21 protein-coding genes are annotated in these 19,645 nt (G+C 70.9%); 10 read left to right on the top strand and 11 right to left on the bottom strand.

Going from position 1 to position 19,645, the window contains the following annotated elements; all coding sequences use genetic code 11:
• The first annotated feature begins 78 nt into the window (after window positions 1–78).
• Window positions 79–1,629, top strand: a complete 1,551-nt coding sequence (locus tag MFF13_RS09635) for an undecaprenyl-phosphate glucose phosphotransferase (RefSeq protein ID WP_147754094.1) — start codon at window positions 79–81, stop codon at window positions 1,627–1,629.
• 88 nt (window positions 1,630–1,717) lie between these two features.
• Here the strand turns inward: MFF13_RS09635 and MFF13_RS09640 are convergent, their stop codons facing one another.
• From MFF13_RS09640 to pedA1, 9 genes are all read right to left on the bottom strand, one after another.
• Entirely contained in the window at window positions 1,718–2,074 is a 357-nt protein-coding gene (locus MFF13_RS09640) for a hypothetical protein (RefSeq protein ID WP_147754093.1), read from the bottom strand.
• Window positions 2,075–2,302: 228 nt separating this feature from the next.
• Entirely contained in the window at window positions 2,303–4,855 is a 2,553-nt protein-coding gene (locus MFF13_RS09645) for a TonB-dependent receptor domain-containing protein (RefSeq protein WP_373322505.1), read from the bottom strand.
• Between the two features lie 297 nt (window positions 4,856–5,152).
• Window positions 5,153–5,782, bottom strand: coding sequence for a hypothetical protein (locus MFF13_RS09650; protein WP_238272075.1), 630 nt, complete (start codon window positions 5,780–5,782; stop codon window positions 5,153–5,155).
• The gene (pedC, locus tag MFF13_RS09655) at window positions 5,779–6,681 is read right to left on the bottom strand and encodes a lanthanide ABC transporter permease protein PedC (protein ID WP_238272076.1); all 903 of its coding nucleotides are present in this window, start codon (window positions 6,679–6,681) and stop codon (window positions 5,779–5,781) included. Before pedC ends, MFF13_RS09650 begins: the two co-directional genes overlap by 4 nt.
• Window positions 6,678–7,460 (bottom strand): lanthanide ABC transporter ATP-binding protein PedB/LutE, encoded by a 783-nt coding sequence (gene pedB / locus MFF13_RS09660; RefSeq protein WP_147753656.1) that lies wholly within the window; start codon window positions 7,458–7,460, stop codon window positions 6,678–6,680. Before pedB ends, pedC begins: the two co-directional genes overlap by 4 nt.
• Window positions 7,457–7,711, bottom strand: coding sequence for a hypothetical protein (locus MFF13_RS09665; protein ID WP_373322506.1), 255 nt, complete (start codon window positions 7,709–7,711; stop codon window positions 7,457–7,459). The genes pedB and MFF13_RS09665 overlap by 4 nt, the downstream gene beginning before the upstream one ends.
• Window positions 7,708–8,157, bottom strand: coding sequence for a cupredoxin domain-containing protein (locus MFF13_RS09670; RefSeq protein ID WP_147753655.1), 450 nt, complete (start codon window positions 8,155–8,157; stop codon window positions 7,708–7,710). The genes MFF13_RS09665 and MFF13_RS09670 overlap by 4 nt, the downstream gene beginning before the upstream one ends.
• Before the next feature lie 49 nt (window positions 8,158–8,206).
• Complete coding sequence (locus MFF13_RS09675; RefSeq protein WP_147813807.1) at window positions 8,207–9,190, bottom strand: YVTN family beta-propeller repeat protein; 984 nt, start codon at window positions 9,188–9,190, stop codon at window positions 8,207–8,209.
• A 153-nt stretch (window positions 9,191–9,343) separates the two neighbouring features.
• Window positions 9,344–10,582 carry a lanthanide ABC transporter ABC transporter substrate-binding protein PedA1 gene (pedA1, locus tag MFF13_RS09680; protein ID WP_238272077.1) on the bottom strand — a complete coding sequence of 413 codons (1,239 nt, stop codon included), beginning with the start codon at window positions 10,580–10,582 and terminating at the stop codon, window positions 9,344–9,346.
• Between the two features lie 198 nt (window positions 10,583–10,780).
• Between pedA1 and MFF13_RS09685 the strand changes: the two genes are divergently transcribed.
• From MFF13_RS09685 to MFF13_RS09715, 7 genes are read left to right on the top strand one after another with little or no spacing between them, the layout of a single operon-like run.
• The gene (locus MFF13_RS09685; protein ID WP_147813805.1) at window positions 10,781–11,296 is read left to right on the top strand and encodes a DUF3280 domain-containing protein; all 516 of its coding nucleotides are present in this window, start codon (window positions 10,781–10,783) and stop codon (window positions 11,294–11,296) included.
• Window positions 11,297–11,346: 50 nt separating this feature from the next.
• Window positions 11,347–12,072, top strand: coding sequence for a (5-formylfuran-3-yl)methyl phosphate synthase (locus tag MFF13_RS09690; protein WP_238272078.1), 726 nt, complete (start codon window positions 11,347–11,349; stop codon window positions 12,070–12,072).
• A 2-nt stretch (window positions 12,073–12,074) separates the two neighbouring features.
• On the top strand, window positions 12,075–12,800 hold the full coding sequence (locus MFF13_RS09695; RefSeq protein ID WP_373322508.1) for a uridylate kinase: 726 nt from the start codon (window positions 12,075–12,077) through the stop codon (window positions 12,798–12,800).
• Window positions 12,797–14,362: a DUF6513 domain-containing protein gene (locus tag MFF13_RS09700; RefSeq protein WP_147753650.1), complete on the top strand. Its 1,566-nt coding sequence runs from the start codon at window positions 12,797–12,799 to the stop codon at window positions 14,360–14,362. Before MFF13_RS09695 ends, MFF13_RS09700 begins: the two co-directional genes overlap by 4 nt.
• Window positions 14,363–14,366: 4 nt before the next feature.
• Window positions 14,367–14,990, top strand: coding sequence for a DUF447 domain-containing protein (locus tag MFF13_RS09705; RefSeq protein ID WP_238272080.1), 624 nt, complete (start codon window positions 14,367–14,369; stop codon window positions 14,988–14,990).
• Complete coding sequence (locus tag MFF13_RS09710) at window positions 14,990–15,529, top strand: SRPBCC family protein (protein ID WP_238272081.1); 540 nt, start codon at window positions 14,990–14,992, stop codon at window positions 15,527–15,529. The genes MFF13_RS09705 and MFF13_RS09710 overlap by 1 nt, the downstream gene beginning before the upstream one ends.
• Window positions 15,526–16,521 carry a beta-propeller fold lactonase family protein gene (locus tag MFF13_RS09715; RefSeq protein ID WP_147753647.1) on the top strand — a complete coding sequence of 332 codons (996 nt, stop codon included), beginning with the start codon at window positions 15,526–15,528 and terminating at the stop codon, window positions 16,519–16,521. Before MFF13_RS09710 ends, MFF13_RS09715 begins: the two co-directional genes overlap by 4 nt.
• A gap of 327 nt (window positions 16,522–16,848) precedes the next feature.
• On the opposite strand, the gene MFF13_RS09720 is transcribed toward MFF13_RS09715, so the two are convergent.
• Both MFF13_RS09720 and MFF13_RS09725 read right to left on the bottom strand, forming a co-directional pair.
• Window positions 16,849–17,049 carry a hypothetical protein gene (locus tag MFF13_RS09720; RefSeq protein WP_147753646.1) on the bottom strand — a complete coding sequence of 67 codons (201 nt, stop codon included), beginning with the start codon at window positions 17,047–17,049 and terminating at the stop codon, window positions 16,849–16,851.
• On the bottom strand, window positions 17,046–18,116 hold the full coding sequence (locus tag MFF13_RS09725) for a hydantoinase/oxoprolinase family protein (protein WP_373322507.1): 1,071 nt from the start codon (window positions 18,114–18,116) through the stop codon (window positions 17,046–17,048). The genes MFF13_RS09720 and MFF13_RS09725 overlap by 4 nt, the downstream gene beginning before the upstream one ends.
• 14 nt (window positions 18,117–18,130) lie before the next feature.
• Here MFF13_RS09725 and MFF13_RS09730 point away from each other — a divergent pair, with 14 nt between their 5' ends.
• Both MFF13_RS09730 and leuD read left to right on the top strand, forming a co-directional pair.
• Window positions 18,131–18,901 carry a HisA/HisF-related TIM barrel protein gene (locus MFF13_RS09730; protein ID WP_238272082.1) on the top strand — a complete coding sequence of 257 codons (771 nt, stop codon included), beginning with the start codon at window positions 18,131–18,133 and terminating at the stop codon, window positions 18,899–18,901.
• 74 nt (window positions 18,902–18,975) lie between these two features.
• Window positions 18,976–19,578, top strand: a complete 603-nt coding sequence (gene leuD / locus MFF13_RS09735) for a 3-isopropylmalate dehydratase small subunit (RefSeq protein ID WP_147751963.1) — start codon at window positions 18,976–18,978, stop codon at window positions 19,576–19,578.
• Window positions 19,579–19,645 lie beyond the last annotated feature (67 nt).

Here is a 19,645-nt window from a genome sequence, read left to right on the forward strand (position 1 = left end):
AACTTTAAACAATCCTATAGGGAGCCCTGCGATACTTCCCGGCACGAACGAAGCCGCTGAACTGCTGGGAATCGAGCGATGAGTGCCTTCGACGTCCGTGATCTCCTGAAGGTCGCCGGACAGGGCGAGACCGTGGCGGCAGGCTTCGCCGACCCGGCCCGCGTCGCGGAGCCGGTGCCGAAGATGGCGCCGCCCGCCGAGGCGGTCTCCCCCCTGCCGGCCCCGGCGATCTCCCCGGTGGTGATCGCCGGCCTGGTGCGGGCGGCGGAGTTCACCCTGATCGTCGGCCTCGGCGCGGGCCTGCACGTGGCGCTGCTGCGCGGGGTCGTCCCGTTCGGGCTGACCTATGCCGGCGCGGTCGTCGCGGTGGCGGCCCTCGCCCTCGCCGCCTTCCAGGCCGCCGGCACCTACCGGATCGCGGCGTTCCGCGCCTTCTTCAAGACCGCCCTCAAGATCTCCGCGGGCTGGATGCTGGCCTTCCTCCTGGTCGCCACCGGCCTCGTGCTCGCCAAGGTCGCCGACCACTACTCCCGCCTGTGGCTGGCGGCGTACTTCGCCGGCGGCCTCGGGCTGCTCCTCACCGGCCGGTTCGTCCTGTCGGGCGTGATCGTGGCGCAGACCCGGAAGGGCCGGTTCGACCGGCGTACCGCCATCGTCGGCGGCGGCAAGGCCGCCGAGGAGCTCATCGCCGCCCTCGAGACGCAGAGCGAGAGCGGCATCCGCATCGTCGGCGTGTTCGACGACCGCAACGACGACCGCTCCACGGACGTGGTCGCCGGATACCCCAAGCTCGGCACCGTCACCGACCTCGTCGCCTACGCCCGCACCACGCGCCTCGACCTGATCGTGTTCACGATCCCGATCTCGGCGGAGGGGCGCATCCTGCAGATGCTCTCGAAGCTCTGGGTCCTGCCGATCGACATCCGCCTCTCGGCCCACGCGACCAAGCTGCGCCTGCGGCCGCGCAGCTATTCCTACCTCGGCTCGGTGCCGGTGCTCGACGTGTTCGACCGCCCGATCGCCGACTGGGACGTGGTGATGAAGACGGTGTTCGACCGCACGGTCGGCCTGACGATGCTCGTCGCCCTCGCTCCGGTGATGGTCGGCGTCGCGCTCGCGGTGAAGCTCACCTCGCGCGGCCCGGTGTTCTTCCGGCAGAAGCGGCATGGCTTCAACAACGAGTTGATCGACGTGTTCAAGTTCCGCTCGATGTACGTCGACGCGTGCGACGCCACCGCGGCGAAGATGGTGACCAAGGGCGACGCCCGCGTGACCCCGGTCGGGCGGTTCATCCGCAAGACTTCGCTGGACGAGCTGCCGCAGTTGTTCAACGTGATCAAGGGCGACCTCTCCCTGGTCGGCCCCCGCCCCCACGCGCTGCAGGCGAAGGCCGCCAACACGCTCTACGACCAGGTCGTCGACGGCTACTTCGCCCGCCACAAGGTCAAGCCCGGCATCACCGGCTGGGCCCAGGTCAACGGCTGGCGCGGCGAGACCGACACCAGCGAGAAGCTCCAGCGCCGGGTCGAGCACGACCTGTACTACATCGAGAACTGGTCCGTGCTGTTCGACTTGCAGATCCTCATGACCACGCCCTTCGCTTTGTTCAAGACCGAGAACGCGTACTGACCGCGCCCGGGCGGCGGCACCGTGAAACGCAGAAAGGGCGGCTCGCGAGAGCCGCCCTTTCGCTTTCGGACACGGATGCGCGGGCCGCCTACGGCAGCGCGCCGGCCTTCTCCTTGGCCTTCATGATGGTGTCGCGGCAGGCGTCGGCCTGGCCGGCCTTGTCCTCGCCGCGGGCCTTCTCGACGAGGTCGCGGGCTTCCTTGACGCCGGCGGCGGTGGGGGTCGCGGCCGGATCGCTCGGCTTGCCAGCGGGCGGGGTCGGAAGCGCCTTGGGGGAGTTCGACGAGGTCGGACCGCCCGGCGGCTCCTTGCCGGTGACCTTCTCGGCGCCGGCGCTGTCGAGGCGGCGCTCGAGCGTCGCGATCTCCTCCGAGCAGGAGCTGGCGAAGGCGGGCGCCGCGGAGGCGAGGAGGAGGGCGGCCGAGAAGGCGTGGACCAGTCGCATGGAGTCTCCCTGAAGCATGGCGCGCGGGCCCGCGGCCCGCGTCGTTTCGGTTGCAGAGGGCAAGCGACGAAGCGCGGCCGTGTTCCGGTGGCGTGAGGCCGCAGTCCGGCCCCGGGCCGGCACGCCCCGAGACGCGAAAGGGGCGCCAAGACGCGAAAGGGGCGCCAAGACGCGAAAGGGGCGCGGACCCTGCGGCCCGCGCCCCTCCCCTCGCCTGTGCCCGCCCGATCAGTACTTGCGGATCAGCGGCTCCGGCATCGGCACCGGGTCGGCGCCGAAGGCGTAGCGGATGCCGCCGTAGATCGAGAGCGGCTGCGCCAGCGTCGTCGTGCGCGGGTCGTTGATGGTCAGGTTGCCGGCGATCGGGCCGCGCTCGGCGAAGGTGCCGAAGTTGGCGTAGCGGTTGTTGGTCAGGTTGGTGATCAGACCGAAAACCTGAAGGTTCGGCGTGACTTGGTACGTCGTGTTGAGGCCGAGCACGAGGTAGGCCGGCAGCTTCGGGTTCAGGTTCGACTCGTCGCCGCGATAGTAGGCGGAGGAGAAGGCCTGGAGGTTCATGCCGAAGCGCCAGCCCGGCAGGACGAGGTAGTCGAAGCCGACCTTGAACTGGTGGTTGGGGATCAGCGGCACCTGGTTGCCGCGGCGGACGGCGATGGCGCCGTCGTCGGCGAGCGGGTTGTTGGGCGAGGACAGGGTGCCGTCGAACTGGAAGGTGGCGTCGATCAGCGCGTAGTTGGCGTAGACCGAGAGGTCGCCGCGAGTGTATTCGCCCGCGACCTCGATGCCCTGGCGCTGGGTCGCCGGCACGTTGACGAAGTAGCCCCGCGCCGCGTTGCCTGGCGTCGCGAGCTGGATGATGTCGTTGGCGAGGTCCGTGCGGAAGGCGCCGACCTTGTAGGTCACGAGCCCGCCGTCATAGAAATTCGGGATCTGGCCGCGGACGCCGACCTCGTAGGTCTGTCCGGTGACCTGCTTCAGGGGCGGGTCGGCGACCAGCGAGTTCGGCAGGAGGCACGGCCGGTCCGGGTTGGAGCAGGCGGTCTCGAGCGGCGTCGGCGCGCGGTTCGATTCCGAGTAGCCGCCGTAGAGCGACAGGCCGGGGGTGAAGCGGTAGGTCAGTCCCGCCAACGGGTTGATCTTGTTGTAGTAGTAGGTCCCGTTCACGTCCGGCGAGAAGCCGGTCTGGTCGTTGGTGGTCAGGCGGGCGAAGTTCAGGCGCGCGCCGGCGGTGAGCGACAGCGCGTCGGTCACGTCGAACGTGTCGGTGGCGTAGAGGCCCATGTAGAGGTTCGAGCCGATGACGTTCGAGGGCGCGATGCCGAGCGCGGCGGCGGTGCGCAACTGCGTGGTGCCGAGCCCGGGGACGGTGCCGTAATACGGGTTGTTCGGATCGGTGGTGACCGACAGGTTCGGGTTGATCACGCCGAGCGTGCTCGCCGACTTGAAGCTGAACTCGGCCACGTCGATGCTGCCGCCGACGACGAAGCTGTTGCCGAAGCCGAACACCTTGTCGCGGTTGGCCGCCTGCAGCGAGCCGCCGTAGCTCGTGGCCTCGGTCTTGGTCACGTCCAGCGTGCCGTAGGGGACGCCCGCGGTGAACGGGATCCGCTGGTTGTTCGCCCCGAGGATCGTGAACTGGTTGCGGAAGGCGAGCTGCGACTGGCCCGCCGCGCGGGTGAAGCCGTCATCCTCGAAGCAGAGGAAGCCGCGGTTGCTCGATTGGCGGCTGCAGTTCTCGAAGTTGCCGTCGTTGCCGTCGACGTAGGTGTTGCTGAAGCGGCGGAAGTAGGCGTTTCCGGCCAGGTCCCAGGTCGGCGAGATGTCGACGCGGCCGGTCAGCTGCATCGTGCCCATCTCGGTCGTCGTGGTCTGCGGGTAGGTGAAGATCGCCCGCGGGTCGACGTGGGTGAAGTCGACCGGGGTCGCGGCCGCCGCGCCGAAGAAGGTCCGCGCGAAGCCGCCGATCAGGTGGAACTCGGAATCGAGGGTGCGGTAGCCGAGGTCGGTGTAGAGGCGGCCGATCGTCGAGGGGCTCTCGTAGCGCCAGCCGCGGTCGTTGAGGCCGTCGCCGTTGAAGTAGAAGCTCCACGGCCCGATCACCTTGCCGTATTCGAGGCCGCCGGCGATGCGGCCGTCGGAGCCGCCGAGCGCGGTGACCTCGGTGCCCTGCCAGGTGAAGCCGTTCTTCATCTGGATGTTGACCGCGCCGCCGATGGCGTTGAGGCCGAAAACCGGGTTGCCGGTGACGATGTCGATGCGCTGGATCGCCGTCGGCGGGATCAGGTCGAACTGGACGGTGTCGCCGAAGGCTTCGTTGATGCGCACGCCGTTCTGGTAGACGGCGAGCCCCTGCGGCACGCCCTGCACGGGGGAGGCCTGGAAGCCGCGGTAGTTCACGTCGGTGCGGTTCGAGTTGCCCTGCGAGTCCGACAGGTTGAGGCCGGGCGTGCGCCGCGCCAGCGTCGCCACCGCGTTGAAGGTGCCGCGATCGATGTCGAGGTCGGCGGCCGTGACGGTCTCCACCGTGCTCGGGATCTTGTAGAGCGGCTGCTCGCCGCCGCGCAGGCGCGGCGATCCGGCGGACGAGACAGGCGCCGCGCTCGGCGACACGATCGGGGTCGCGCCGAGCGGCGGGGCGGCCCGCGTGGAGCCCGAGCCCGAGCCGCCGACCGGCGTCGTCGACACGACGCTGATCTCCGACAGCGTCACCGAACTCTGTGCGTAGGCCGCACCCGGCAGCAACGCCACCGAGGCGATCAGGCTTCCACGAAGCGCCCGCATTGTCATTCCCCAACCCCGAACCGACGAGCGGCGCGCCCCCTCTGCGGCGGGCTTACCCAGCACTGCTCGCCTTGCACTGCTTGAGCTGCACTCATGCAAGGCGCGTCGGGATCGGACAATCGCGGGACGACCGTGATCCGGCGGAAATCGCCGCTCACGGCGCCGTTACACGCCGAAACGGACGACCCGTGGTTCGCGTGCAACAGATTTTCTATGTCTCATCAAAGACTTAGGGAGTTTTCGGCAATGCTGCCCGGGAGGAATCGGCAACCCGGTTCCGGGTCGCCGGCTCTGGCTTCAAAGCCGGGCCTGGATCTTCTTGGCGATCTCGCCGAGTCGCTGCTCGAGGAGCTGCGGCACCTCGCAGACGTAGGTCAGCGACTGGCTGCGCTCCTGGAAGATCCGCCGGTCCCAGGCGAACTTGGTCTCGATCTCGGATTGCTCCTTCGAGACCTCGCGGGCGTCGGCCGCGCTCGGGCCGTCCTTGGTCTGGCTGATGGTGTCGGCCTCGTCGCGGATGCGCTCGGCCATGCGGCGCTGCCCCTGCGCGTAGCGCGCGATACCGCCCATCACCTTGTCGCGCTCGCCGTTCACCACCTCGAACACCCCGGCGTAGACGAGGGCGAGGCCCTTGGCCTTGTCGGCCGCCGGCACCTTGGCGACGTAGGCGTCGAGCAGCGGGTCGACCTCGTTGAGCTCGGTGCGGCGGGAGGCGAGCTTCTGGGCCAGCACCGCCGCGTCGTCGTCGTCGCCCCAGGCGCCGGCTCCGGCGATGTCCGGCCCGGTCCAGAACTGGCCGGGGCTCAGCGTCGCGACCTTGCGCTGGACGCAGGGCCAGTCGGGATCGGTCTTGGGTTGGGCCAGCACGGGGCCGGCGAGGCAGGCGAGGGCGACAACCGCCGCAGGGAGGATGCGAAAAACGATCATGACGGGTCTCCGGCCGGGCCGCCACGCCGGGCCATGATGCCGCGGCCGGGATCGTAGGCGACGACGGCGAGGGTGAAGAAGGCGAAGGTCACGCCGAGCACGACCGCGCAGGAGACCGGCTCGAACTGCCCGTAGAGGGCGAAGCGCACGAGCTGGACGGCGTGGGTGAAGGGGTTGCACTCGCAGATCCAGTACAGGGTCTCCGAGGATTCGCGGATGCGCCACAGCGGGTAGAGCGCCGAGGAGGCGAAGAACATCGGGAAGATCACGAAGTTCATCACGCTGGCGAAGTTCTCGAGCTGCTTGACCATCGACGACAGCAGCAGGCCAATCGACCCGAGCATCAGCCCGGCGGCGATGAAGGCCGGCAGCGCCGCGAGGTAGCCGACCGCCGGGATGTCGAGGTCCCAGAACCAGGCGATGGCCAGGAAGGCGTAGGCCTGCACCACCGAGACGGTGACGCCGGCGATCAGCTTGGCGAGGAGCAGCAGCCAGCGCGGATACGGGCTCGTGAGCAGCACCTTCATCGAGCCGACCTCGCGGTCGTAGACCATCGAGAGCGAGGATTGCATGCCGTTGAACAGCTGGATCATCACCGCCAGCCCCGGCACCACGTAGACCTCGTAGAGGACGTAAGTCTGGTAGGGCGGCTCGATCGAGACGCCGAGCGTGTTGCGGAAGCCCGCCGCGAAGATGAACAGCCAGACCAGCGGCCGCACCAGCGCCGAGAAGAACCGCTCCTTCTGGTTGAAGAAGCGCAGCAGCTCGCGCCGGACGATGCCGCCGAGGCAGATCAGGTAGCCGACCGCGTCGAGCCGCCCGAGATGGGCGGTCTCTCGCGGCGCGACCGGGCTCGTGGGAGAGGCGATCGTCGCAGACGTGCCGACTGGCGTGCTCATGCGGCCTCCCTGGCCGGCTTGGCCGGCTCAGACACGAGCCGGCGGAACGCCTCCTCGAGGGATTCGTCGGCCCGGCCGATGGTGCCGGCCTTTCCCCGCGCGACGATGCGGCCCTTGTGCAGCACCACGGCGTCGTCCTCGGGCGCGATCTCCTCGAAGATGTGGGTCGCCCACAGCACCGAGAGCCCTTCCTCGCGCACGAGGGCGCGGACGATCGCGACGATGTCGGCGCGCGATTCGAGGTCGAGGCCGACGGTGGGCTCGTCGAGCAGGAGCAGGCTCGGATGGTGGACGAGGGAGCGCGCGATCTCGATGCGGCGCGATTGCCCGCCCGACAGCGTGCGCACCTTGTCGGCGCGCCGGTCCGTCAGCCCGACCCGGTCGAGCAGCCCCGCGATCCGGGCCTTGGCGGCCTTGCGCGGGATGCCGTGCAGGGCCGCGTGATAGAGCAGGTTCTGCTCGACGGTGAGGTCGGTGTCCAAGGTCCGCGCCTGGAACACCACGCCGAGGCGGGCGAGCGCCCGCGACGGCTCGCGGTCGAGGGCGTGGCCGAAGATCGCGACCCGGCCGTCGCGGTTGTTGTAGAGCCGGGTGATCAGCGAGAACAACGTGGTCTTGCCGGCGCCGTTCGGCCCGAGCAGCGCCATGAAGCGCCCGCGCTCCACGGTGATCGACACGTCCGACAGCGCCCGGCGCGCGCCGAAGCTGTGGCTGACGGAGGCCACCTCGAGCGCCGGAACCTCGCCTGTGGCGCCCGCGCCCACTGCGCCCGCGCTCATCGCGCGAGCGTCCGCTTGGCGTCGCCGACGGCGTCGAGGCACTCGTCGAACTCGCCCTCCCCCTGCTCGCGCTCGGCCACGCGCAGGGCCTTGCGCAGCTTCGGCAGCGCCGCCTCGGGCGGGCCCTTGGCCAGCGCGTCCTTGATCAGGGCGATGCCGTCGGCGCAGGCGGCCTTGTCGTCGGCGAGGGCGGGGCTGGTCAGGAGGAGGCCGGCGAGGACAAGCGCGCGCATCATGTCACGGTGTGTCATTTCACGGTGATCGTGCCGGCCACGCCCTTCGCTTCGAGGCCGCGGGCTTCCCAGGTGTACTTGCCCGGCTTGATCGCCACGAACTCGATCGCGATCTCGCCCGGGTCGTCGAACTCGAAGTGGTCCGGCGGGCCGCCGCCGTGGATCTCCTTGTGCTCGATCACGATCTGGTTCCACCAGATGTAGCGGAAGAACTCGGTCGCGTAGAACTTGTATTCCTGGTGGCCCTTGGCGACGATCCGCAGCCGGTAGGCCTTGCCGGATTCGAGCTCGATGTCCTTGTTCTCGACGACGAAGTCGTTGCCCTCGTCGTTGCCGAGGACGAGGTCGGGCAGGTTCTCGCGCTTCTTGGTGAGGTCGAGCGCGAGCGCCGGACCGGCCGCGAGGATCGCGGCCAGCCCCAAAATCGCCGATCCCGAAACCGCCCGTCGAAGTCGTCGTGTCATCCGGTTCCCCCCGCGCTGCCGTCGACGGCAATCCTGCGTGCGAAAAAGGTCAGTTCGGCGAGATCGCCACGCCCCAGGGCAGCAGGCCGACCGGGATGCTCTTCACCACCTTCTCCGCCGCCACGTCGATCACCGAGACGTCGTTGGAGGTCCCGTTGGTGGAGAACAGCATCGCCTGGTCCGGGGTGAAGGCGAGCTGCCAGACGCGCTGGCCGACCGGCAGGTACTTCTGCACGTCGTAGGTCTTGGCATCGATCACCGCGACGCGGTTGGCCGGCCCGAGCGCGACGAAGGCCTTGGTCCCGTCCTTGGTGATGCGGATGCCCACCGGCTGGATCGCCTCGTCGTTCACGCTCGGGATCTTGAAGGTGATCTTCTTCACCACGCGGCGCGCGGCCACGTCGATCACGCTCACGGTGCCGCCGACCTCGGCCGAGACCCAGAGGAACTTGCCGTCGGCGGTGAACTCGGCGAAGCGCGGGCGCGCGTCGACGAGCACGTTGTCGATCACCTGGAAGGTCTTGGTGTCGATGAAGTGGGCCATGTTGGTGGTCTCGGAGGTGTTGACCAGCACCTTTCCGTCCGGCGACAGGCCCATCCCCTCCGGCTCGACGCCGACGGGGATCTCGGCCAGCACCTTGTTCTTCTCGATGTCGATGATCGTGACCTGGCTGTCGTCCTCGTTGGCGACGTAGAGCGGGTTGCCGCTGCGATCGAGGATGAACTGCTCGGGGTCGGGGCCGGAACGGAGCGAGCGCACCACCTTGCCGGTGGCGGCGTCGAGCACGTCGATGCGGTCGTCGTCGCTGGCGCAGACGAAGACCTCCTTGCCGTCCCGGCTGACGGTGATGCCGCGCGGGCGGCGCCCGACCTTCCAGGTCCCGGTCACCGCCATCGTCGCGGTGTCGATCACGCTGACCGAGTTGCCCTTCTCGTTGGAGACGTAGACCGTGTAGGCCTCGGCCGGCGCCGAGCCCAGAAGCGTCGCGCCGAGCGCGGCGAGCCCCAACCCTGCTTTCACGCAGCGGTCCATTCGCGATCCTCCCCCTCGTGTCTCGCAGGCTTGGCGCTCTGACGGCGCCGAAACCCTATTGCCCGACAGTGTAGTGCGTTTCGCCCGCGTGGCGAGGGCGGCGGAACGGCGCGTTCCCCCTGCCCTCAAGCGCGGTCACGGGAACTTGCGTGGTCACGGGAACTTGCAGGTCGTCTCGGGCAGGTCGGTCCCGAGGGTGTCGAGCGGCGTGCGCTGGTGCAGGAAGCCCTGCTCGGGCGCCACCGAGACCAGCGCCTTGGGCTGCACCACGATCAGCGGCTGGCGCAGCTGGTGGTCCCAGGGGCGGAAGCTGAGCGACACGCCCTTGTAGGCGGGCAGGCCGAAGGCCGGGTCGACGAGGGAGGCGGCGAGCACCGACGGGTCGGCGCTCTTCTTGGCCGTCCCGGCGTCGCCGACGACGCGGACCGCGGCCCAGACCTGGTAGTCCAGCGGCCGCATCAGCCGGCCCGACAGGCGGCGGAAGCGGTTTTGCGCCTGGGCGGCGCCCCAGGTCTCCAGCACCGGCGACCAGGTGGTGGCGATAAGCCCCTGCGTGCCGCCGACGGGCCGCGGGTCGACGGTGCGATAGGGGACGTAGTCGCCCCAGTCCGCCTCCTCGTCGGCCACGATCGCCATGTCGTAGTCGAGCCCGCGGGTGAAGACCATCGCCTCGGCGCGGGTCGGCGTGTCGCCCCGCGCCTTGGCCAGCGGCCCGAAGGTCCAGGGCTTCTCCGCCGTGACCTTGAGGGCGAACTTCCTCGCCGAGTTGCGCATCGCGTCGGCGTAGAGCTTGTCCGCGTCGGTCGGGCCGACGATCAGGAACACCTTCCGCCAGCGCATGACGGTGAGGTACTGCGCCAGCGCATCGGTCTGCATCGCCCGGCTCGGGGCGATGTGGAACACGTTCCTGCGGCAGTCGGCGCCGCGCAGGCGGTCGTCGGGCGCCGCGGCGTTCAGGACGACAGCTCCCTTGCCGTCGGCCTTGGCCGCCTCCGAGACGGCGACCACCTCGTCGGCCGGCAGCGCCAGGACGAGGAAGCGGATACCCTTGCCGAGCAGCGCCTTGGCCGCGTCGACCGCGGAGGGACCGCCCTCGGTGAGCGCGATCTCGTCCAGCGCGTAGCTCTGCTTGGTGAAGCGGCCGGTGGTGTTGTTGTCGGCAATCGCCATCTTCGCGCCGGCCAGCCCCTCGTCCTCGGGGGCGGCCTCGGCATCGTAGGAGGACGGCGCGGGCTGCGGCCGGTAGATCAGGCCGACATGGGTGGCGGCCGCCTCCGCGGGCGCGGCCGGGGCGGCGGCGGGTTCCTGCGCCATCGCCGGGCCGGCGAGACCGAGGGCGACGAGCATCGCGGCGCCGAGGGAAGGTGCAGGATCGTGCAGGATGGCGAGCATGGGGGCGAGCCGTAACAGCATTCCGGGGGCGGACTCAAACGCTAAGCGCATGTCGGTCCAAACGTTCAGCGCGCACCGATCATTGCAAAAACAACCCGCCGCGCGACCTTATGCCGGGAAGCGGCCGGCGTTGCGGTCGTCCCCGATGCCTCCGACCGGAGTTCCGTCATGATCCCACGCGGCAAAATCGTTCGCGGTATGATGCTTCGCGCGGCGGTGCCCCTCGCGCTCGCCGCCGCCTGCCATCCGGGCGCGGCGGCGGCCGACCCGATGAAGGCGGCGATCTTCCCCGTCGAGCTGTTCGATCCGGGCGTCGTCGGCGGGCGCAAGGCCCGGCCGGACGAGGTGCGCAAGCTCGCCCTCGTCACCGAGGAGCTGCGCAGCGCGCTCAAGGACAAGGGCGGCCTGGAGCCCGTCGACACCGCGCCGCAGGCGGCCGAGGTGAACAAGCAGGGGCCGCTCCACAAGTGCGACGGCTGCGCCGCCCCGATCGCCAAGGCCCTGGGTGCGGATCTCGCCGTGACCGGTTATGTGGAGAAGGGATCGGGCCAGATCTTCAACCTCAACGTCGCGATCGCCGACGCCGCCACAGGCAAGGTGGTGCGCGGCGGGCAGGTGGTGATCCGGGCCGACACCGACGACACCTGGACGCATGCCATGCGCTGGATCGTCAAGAACCGCCTTCTCGCCGAGCCCCTGCCCGGCAAATCGTGATGTCGTCCGGCGTCCGCGCCGCCTCCGAGCCGTTCCCGTTCAGGTCGCCCGTGTCCGAGTCCGCCATTTCCGTCTCGACCCATCCCCTACCCCGCCTCCTTGTCAGCGTCCGCGACGCCGCCGAGGCCGAGGTCGCGATCCGTGCCGGCGCCGACCTGATCGACGCCAAGGACCCGGAGAACGGGGCGCTCGGCGCCCTGCCCGCGGAGATCGTCCGCGCCGTCGTCGCGCACACCGCCGGCCGCGCGGCCACGAGCGCGGTGGCCGGGGAGCCGGCCCCGGCGGAGCGGCAGGCCGCGATCCGCGCCATGGCGGAGACGGGCGTCGCCTGGGTCAAGGTCGCGGTTCGCCCCGACTGGCTCGCCGACGTGTCCGCCCTGCACGCGGCCGGCGCCGCCGCGCCCGGCCGCCTCGTCGCCGTGCTGTTCGCCGAGGACGATCCCGAGCCGGACTGCGCGCCGCGCCTCGCGGCGGCGGGCTTCATCGGCGCGATGATCGACACGGCGGTCAAGGACGGGCGCCGGCTGCCCGACCTCATTGACAGCGAGCGCCTCGCCGCCTTCGTCGCCGCGGCCCGCATCGCGGGGCTGGTGTCGGGGCTCGCCGGGTCGCTGCGCGTCGGCGACATCCCCGGCCTCGCCGCCCACCGGCCGGACTATCTCGGGTTCCGCGGCGGCCTCTGCCGCGACGGCGACCGCCGCAACGGCCTCGACGCCCAGCGGCTGTCGCAAGCCGTGCGGGCGCTTCGCCGGCCGGCCGCGCGAGACGCGGCGTGAGCGTGCGCACCGTCGTCAAGGTCGGGGGCAGCCTCTCAGCCGACCCGGCACGCCTGCGGGCGCTGCTCGTCGCGCTGGCGGAGGGCGCCTTCGGCCCCTGCCTCGTCGTCCCGGGCGGCGGCGAACACGCCGACGCGGTCCGCGCGGCGCAGCGGCGCGACGGCTTCGACGACGCCGAGGCGCATCGCCGTGCGCTCGACGCAATGAGCCGCATGGCGGACTATCTTCACGCGATTGAGCCGCGCCTTCCCGTCATCGCCCTCGCCTTCGAGGACCAGCGCCTTCAAGAGCCCGGCGGGGCCACCGAAGACACGCGGGTGGAGCCTCGCGGCCCCCTCTCCCATGGGGAGAGGGGACCCGCGCTTCGATCCGAAACCGCTGCGACAGGCGTGAAACCGTCCATTCGGACGGTGACGCGCGAGGGCGCCGGCTCGCTTCGATCCCACATCTGGGACCCCGCAGCCCTGCGCGCCGGCCACCCCGACATCGCCGAGACCTGGGACGTCACCTCGGACAGCCTCGCGCTCTGGGCGGCGACGCAGCTCGGCGCCGCCCGCTGCATCCTGGTGAAGTCCGCCGACGCGCCGGCGGGTGCCGACGCGCGGGCGCTCGCGCGGATCGGCCTGGTCGACGCCGCGTTCCCGGCCTTCGCGGCCCGTTACGGTGGCGCGGTCGCGATCCTGGGGCCCGCCGGCGAGCGCGCCGTCCACCTCCGGGCCGCCGCATGAGCGGCGCGCCCGAGCACCTCGTCTTCGTCACCGGCAAGCTCGCGCGCGCCCGGCTGGAGAAGGTCGCGAGCGCCCTGCCCCCCGAGCGCTTCGCCTGGAGCATCGCCGATTCCGGGGTGAAGGTCGCCGCGCTGATGACCGAGGAGATCATCAAGCGCCGCGTCACCCTGCCCGACGGCGCCACCCGCATCGTCCTGCCGGGGCGCTGCCGGGCGAACCCTGAGGCGCTGGCCGCCCATTTCGGCCTGCCGGTGGAGCGCGGCCCCGACGAGATCGTCGACCTGCCGGCCCATCTGGGCTTGGCCGGCCGCAAGGTCGACCTCTCGCGCCACGACCTGCGCATCTTCTCCGAAATCGTCGACGCCTCGAAGATGAACGCGGACCAGGTGGTGGCCAAGGGACTCGATCTGGCGCGCCGGGGCGCCGACGTGATCGACCTCGGCGGCCTGCCGGACACCGACTTCCCGCATCTCGAGGCGTGCGTGCGCGGGTTGAAGGCGCAGGGGCTGAAGGTCAGCGTCGACTCCTTCTCGATCGACGAGCTGCGCCGGGGGGCGGCCGCCGGGGCCGACTTCCTGCTGAGCCTCAACGAGGAGACCCTCGACCTCGCCTTCGAGACCGACGCGGTGCCGATCCTCGTGCCGACGCGGCCCGACGACCTGCCCTCCCTCGACCGCGCCATCGCGCGGATGGTGGCGGCGGGGCGCCCGTTCATCGCCGACCCGATCCTGGAGCCGATCCATTTCGGCTTCGTCGACTCGATCGAGCGCTACCGCGCCACCCGCGCCCGCTGGCCCGACATCGCGATGATGATGGGAACCGGCAACCTCACCGAACTCACCGAGGCCGACAGCCTCGGGATCACCGCGCTGCTGGTCGGGATGTGCTCGGAGCTGTCGGTCGGCAACGTCCTGATCGTGCAGGTCTCCAACCACACCCGCCGCACGGTGGAGGAACACGATGCCGCGAGGCGGGTGATGTACGCGGCCAAGGCCGACGCGGCGCTGCCGAAGGGCTACGGCCGGGCACTTCTGGCACTTCACGACAAGCGTCCCTTCGTGCAAACGCCCGACGAGATCGCGGCGCTGGCGGCCCAGGTCCGCGACCCGAACTACCGGATCGCGGTCGCCGAGGACGGGATCCACGTCTACAACCGCGACGTCCACAAGGTCGGCACCGACGCGATGGCCTTCTTCACCGATCTCGACGTCGCCAGCGACGGCGCCCACGCGTTCTACCTCGGCGGCGAGCTGACCAAGGCCGAGACCGCGTGGCGCCTCGGCAAGCGCTACGTGCAAGACGAGCCGCTGGACTGGGCCTGCGCCGCCGACGCCGATGTCGAGGACACCACCGCCTTCAAGAAGGCCGGCCACACCAAGCATTCCGGGCCGGACGCCCTGCCGGGCGCCCGCGACGCGCAGGTTCCGGTCGAGGCCGGCGCCTCGGCGCCCCGCACCATCGCGCCGGAGGAGGCCGCGGCCGAGGCGTCGGTGTCGGCGACGCCCGAGGCGCCCGCGCAAAAACTCGTCTGCGGCAAGCTCGTGCCGGCCGGGGAGGCCTGAGCCGGTGCCGCTGATCCTCGAGACGATCGTCACCACGCTCTCTCCCGAAGGCGCCCTGCACCTCGTGCCCTTCGGCCTGATCGCGGAGGGCGACGACTATGTGCTGGCGCCGTTCCGGCCCTCGCCGACGATCCTCAACCTCGACGTCGACCCGTACTTCTGTGCGTCGAGCCCGCGCGACGTGCGGGTGATCGCGGGCGCCGTCACCGGCCGCCGCGAGTGGCCGACGGTCGCGTGCGACAGGATCCGCGGACGGCGCCTCGCCGACAGCTTCGGCCACGCCGAGTTCGCGGTGACGTCGGTCGAGGCCGACGCGACCCGGCCGCGCTACCGCGGACGCCTGGTCCACGCGGCGGCCCACGCCCCGTTCATAGGCTACAACCGGGCGCAGGCCGCCGTGCTGGAGGCGGCGATCCTCTCGACGCGGCTCCACATGCTGGCGCCCGACAAGGTCATGGCCGAGATGCGCTATCTCGCCATCGCGATATCCAAGACGGCCGGCCCGCGCGAGCGGGAGGCCTGGGACTGGATCGAGGACAAGGTCGCCGCCCACCTCGGGACGGAAGACCGCATCCTCGCCGACACCGACGCCGCACGAGACGGCGAAGCCTCAGGAGTGACATGCTGATGAGAAGACTGGCCCTCACGAGCGCCGTGGTGATCGCCGCGCTGGCGGCGACCACGGCCCAGGCCCACGGCCCGACCCGCAAGAAGGTCGAGGAGACGGTCGAGATCAACGCCAGCCCGGACAAGGTCTGGAAGGTGATCGGCAACTTCCAGGACATGAGCTGGCTGCCCCTGGTCGAGAAGACCGAGGGCAAGGAGGGCAACACCCCCGACAAGGCCACCCGCGTGCTGACGCTCAAGGGCGGCGCCACCGTCGAGGAGAGCCTGTACAAGTATTCCGCCGAGAAGATGAGCTACTCGTACCGGATCACCAAGGTCGACGTGAAGACCCTCCCGGTCAACGACTACTCCTCCACGCTCAAGGTCGAGGCCGACGGCGACGGCAAGTCGAAGGTGTCGTGGGACGGCGCGTTCTACCGCGGCTACATGAACAACGACCCGCCGCCCGAGCTGAGCGACGAGGCCTCCCAGAAGGCCGTGCGCGGCCTCTACCGCACCGGCCTCGACGCCCTGAAGGCGCAGGTCGAGAAGGGCTCTTGAGCCGTTTCACGACGACGCGACGCGGAGGCCGGCCGGGTGCCGGCCTCTCGCTCGCCTCGGTCCTCGCGCTGGCCTTGGCCCTCTGGCTCGCCCCGTTCGCCGCGCGCGCCGCCGAGGCGGTCGTCACCGTGCAGGGCGACAACGCCGTCGACGTGATCGACCTCGCGGCCGGCACGATCCTGCAGCGCATCCCGGTCGCCGGCTCGCCCGCCGGCATCGCCTTCTCGCCCGACCGCACCCAGGCCTACGTGACCTGCCCGGACGCGCCGGGCATCGCCGTCATCGACCTTCCCACGCGCAAGGTCGTGCAGGTGCTGACCCTGCCGGGCGGTCCCCTCGGCATCGCGGCGAACCCGAAGGGCGGCGCCGTCTACGTCGCCGACTGGTACGCCAAGCGGGTGTTCGTGCTGGTGCCGGGCGAGGCGGGTCTGAAGCTCGACGGCGAGATCGCGGTCGGCGCCTCGCCCTCCGGGCTGGCGGTGACGCCGGACGGCGCGACGCTGCTGGTCGCCAACCGCGAGGCGGACACGGTCTCGGTGGTCGACCTCGCGACCCGCCGCGCGACCGCGACGATCGCCGTCGGCCACCATCCGTTCGGCCTCACGATCGATGCCGACGCCAAGCGCGCCTACACCGCCAACGTCACCGGCGACGACGTGTCGGTGATCGACCTTTCCGCGGCGCGCGAGGTCGGCCGGGTGAAGACCGGCCAGCGCCCCTACGTGATCGCCCTGACGGACAAGCGCGGCTTCGTCACCGACCAGTATTCCGGCACCGTCACGGTGTTCGACCGAGGCACGCTCGCCCCCGTGACGCGGATCGAGGTCGGCGACCACCCCGAGGGCATCGCGACCACCGCCGACGGCCGCTCGGTCATCGTCGCCAACTGGGGCTCGAACACGCTCTCGGTGATCGACGCCGAGACGCTGACGGTGACCCGCGAGATCAAGACCGACGACAGCCCGCGGGCGTTCGGGGACTTTTTGCGTTAGAGCATTTTCCGTGATCTCTGGATCACGGAAAATGCTCTAACTTGTTGTGGGGTCGCATTTTCTTCACGCGAGCCGGCATCCACCTCGCTTGAAAATGCTCTAGCAGGCTGCTGAAAAAGTCCCGAGATGGAGAAAGACGTTCTCCTGCCGCAGGCACTCGCGGGCCGAGCCCCCACGATCGAGAACCGTCGAGACGCGAGAACCGCCCCATTCTCTAACAAATGGTGTGATTCGGAGATGATTGTTCTACCTCGCCCGACTTTTTCAGCAGCCTGCTAGGGACCGGTGCGTGCGGTTCGGACGTCACGCGCCCTCCCTGCGAGGCGATCAAGCCGCCTCGGGCGGCTCGCCGTCGTCCGGGGCTTCCGGCGCGTGCAGCATGTCCTCCAGCTCGTCGATCAGCCGGTCGATCTGGTCGGGGGTCGCCAGCACCTTGACGGTCTCGCCGTCCTCGGTGGCCAGCGCCAGCTCGATATGCGGGCCGACCCGGGCGGTCAGGACGCGGGCGAGGATCTTCAGGGCGGTCATCGAGCTTCCTTCGTGGGGGCGGGTTCGGCGGAGAGCAGCGCCACGGCAAGCGCCGGGCCGCAGGTGGAGGCCCAGTCGGGGCGGCCGGCGATCCGCTCCGCCAGCACCGCGGTGAAGGCGAGGCAGCGGCGGCCGAGCCGCTGGGCCAGGGCTTCGACCAGGAACGCGCCCGCGCCGCAGGCGATCAGTGGCGCGGCGGCCGGCATGTCGGGGCGCGAGAGCAGGCCGGCGGCGGCATCGTGGAGCAGGCGCAGCTGCGCCTCGGCGAAGTGGCGGGCGAGCGCCCGCCAGGCCTCGTCCGTCCCCTCCCCGCGGTCGCGGCCGATCATCCGCGCGAGCCGCGTCTCGCTCTCGGTCACCGACTTGCCCTTGCCGTCGCCGCTCGCCTGCTGGTCGGCCCCCTCGGGCAGGTCCCCGGTGATGCGGTAGACATCCGCCGCGTGCGAAAAGGTCTCGGCCATCAGGCGGGTGCGGCGGCCCTGGAACGGAGCGTGGTCGGCGAGCGCCAGCAGGGGCGTGCGCACGACGCCGGTGTAGACGAGCTCGCCCGTCTCCAGCCGCTCGGCGTCGCCGTAGCCGGCGGCGGCGGCGCGGCCCCCGACGATCGGGATCAGGTCCGAGGTGGTCGAGCCGACGTCGACGAGCAGCGCGTCCGGCACGTGCCGCCCGAGCAGGGCCGCGGTGGCGTGCCAGTTCGCCGAGGCGATCGCGGCGGCGTTGGCCTCCGCTTCGGCGGCTGCGACGAAGCCCGCGCGCCCGGCATAGATCGCGACCGCGCCGGACAGGTGCCCGGCCGCCCAGCCCGCGAGCTGCGCGACGCCGTCCGTGCGGTCGGCGAAGCAGTCGGTGAGCTCGCCGGTCATCGTGACGGCGTGCGCCGCCTCCCCCCGCGCCCAATCGGGCAACCCGGCGAAGGTGTCGTCGAGGGCCGGCAGCCCGCGCCAGAGCGGGCACGGCGCCTGCACCACCGCGCGGACGACGCCGCCCTCGACCAGCGCCGCCTTGACGTGCACCCCGCCGAGATCCCATCCGATCGTCCTGGCGGGGTGGGGGAGCGCGGCGGCCAATGGCGATCTCATTGATGGGCGACGAAACCGCGCGGGCTTCGTTCGCGGTGATTCCGGTGATCGACCTGCGCCACGGACAGGTGGTGCGGGCGCGCGCCGGCGAACGGCACAGCTATGCCCCGATCGAGACGCCCTTGGCAAAGGGCTCGGCGCCGGCCGACGTCGCCCGCGGCCTCCTCGACGCGGTCTCCGGGCCGACCCTCTACGTCGCCGACCTCGACGCGATCATGGACGGCGCGCCGCCCGACCTGCGGGCGCTGGAGGCGATCGCCCGGGCCTGCCCCGGCGTCGGCCTCTGGGTCGACGCGGGCTTCGCCGAGGCGGCGACGGTCGAGGCCTTCCTCGCGGCCGGGCTCGGCCGCCCGGTGGTCGGCAGCGAGAGCCAGGCCGACGAGGGCCTCGTCGTACGCCTCGGGGACCGTGCCGTGCTCTCGCTCGACAGCCGCGGCGCGACGCGCCTCGGGCCGGCCGGCCTGCACGCGGATGCCCGCCACTGGCCGCCCGAGGTGATCGTGATGACGCTGTCGCGCGTCGGCGTCGGCTCCGGGCCGGACCTCGCCGGGCTGGCGGCGGCCGCGCGCCTCGCGCCGGACCGCCGGATTTACGCGGCCGGCGGCGTGCGCGGCCCCGACGACCTCGCCGCGCTGGCCGGCGCCGGCGTCGCGGGCGCCCTGGTCGCGTCGGCGATCCACGACGGGCACCTCAGGGCGGAGCACGTCCGGGCGGAGCACTTGCGGGCGGAGCACTTCCGGGCGGAACATCTGCGCGCCGGGCGCCTGGCGTGAATCTTCCCGGTCCGCCGCGCCGCTGTTAGGGTGGCGGCCGACCCCCGTTGGCATTCGATAGACCGGCAAGGACGATGGACAGATTCAACACCCTGGCGGGCGTCGCGGCGCCCATGCGGATCATCAACGTCGACACCGACCGGATCATCCCGAAGCAGTACCTCAAGACGATCAAGCGCACCGGCCTCGGCAAGGGTCTGTTCGCCGAGATGCGCTACCGGGACGACGGCTCCGAGAACCCGGACTTCGTCCTCAACCAGCCGGCCTACCGCAACGCCAAGATCCTGGTGGCGGGCGACAACTTCGGCTGCGGCTCGTCGCGCGAGCACGCGCCCTGGGCGCTGACCGATTTCGGTATCCGCTGCGTGATCTCGACGAGCTTCGCCGACATCTTCTTCAACAACTGCGCCAAGAACGGCATCCTGGCGATCGTGGTCTCGCCGGAAGACCTCGAGAAGCTGTTCGAGGATGCCGAGCGCGGCGCCAACGCCACCCTCTCGGTCGACCTCGAAGCCCAGACCATCCGCGGCCCGGACGGCGGCACGCTGCACTTCGACATCGATCCCGGCCGCAAGGAGAGCCTGCTCAACGGCCTCGACGAGATCGGCCTGACCCTGAAGCGCGCGCCGAAGATCGACGCCTACGAGGACAAGCTCGCCGCGCGCGGCTGGGCGTGAGGGGGCGCGGACGGCCTGCGGATCGTCCGGCGCCCTCGAATTAAGCCTGGGTTAACCGTTCCCTCCC

This window comes from Methylobacterium cerastii (assembly GCF_022179125.1).
GTDB classification, from domain to species: Bacteria; Pseudomonadota; Alphaproteobacteria; order Rhizobiales; family Beijerinckiaceae; genus Methylobacterium; species Methylobacterium cerastii.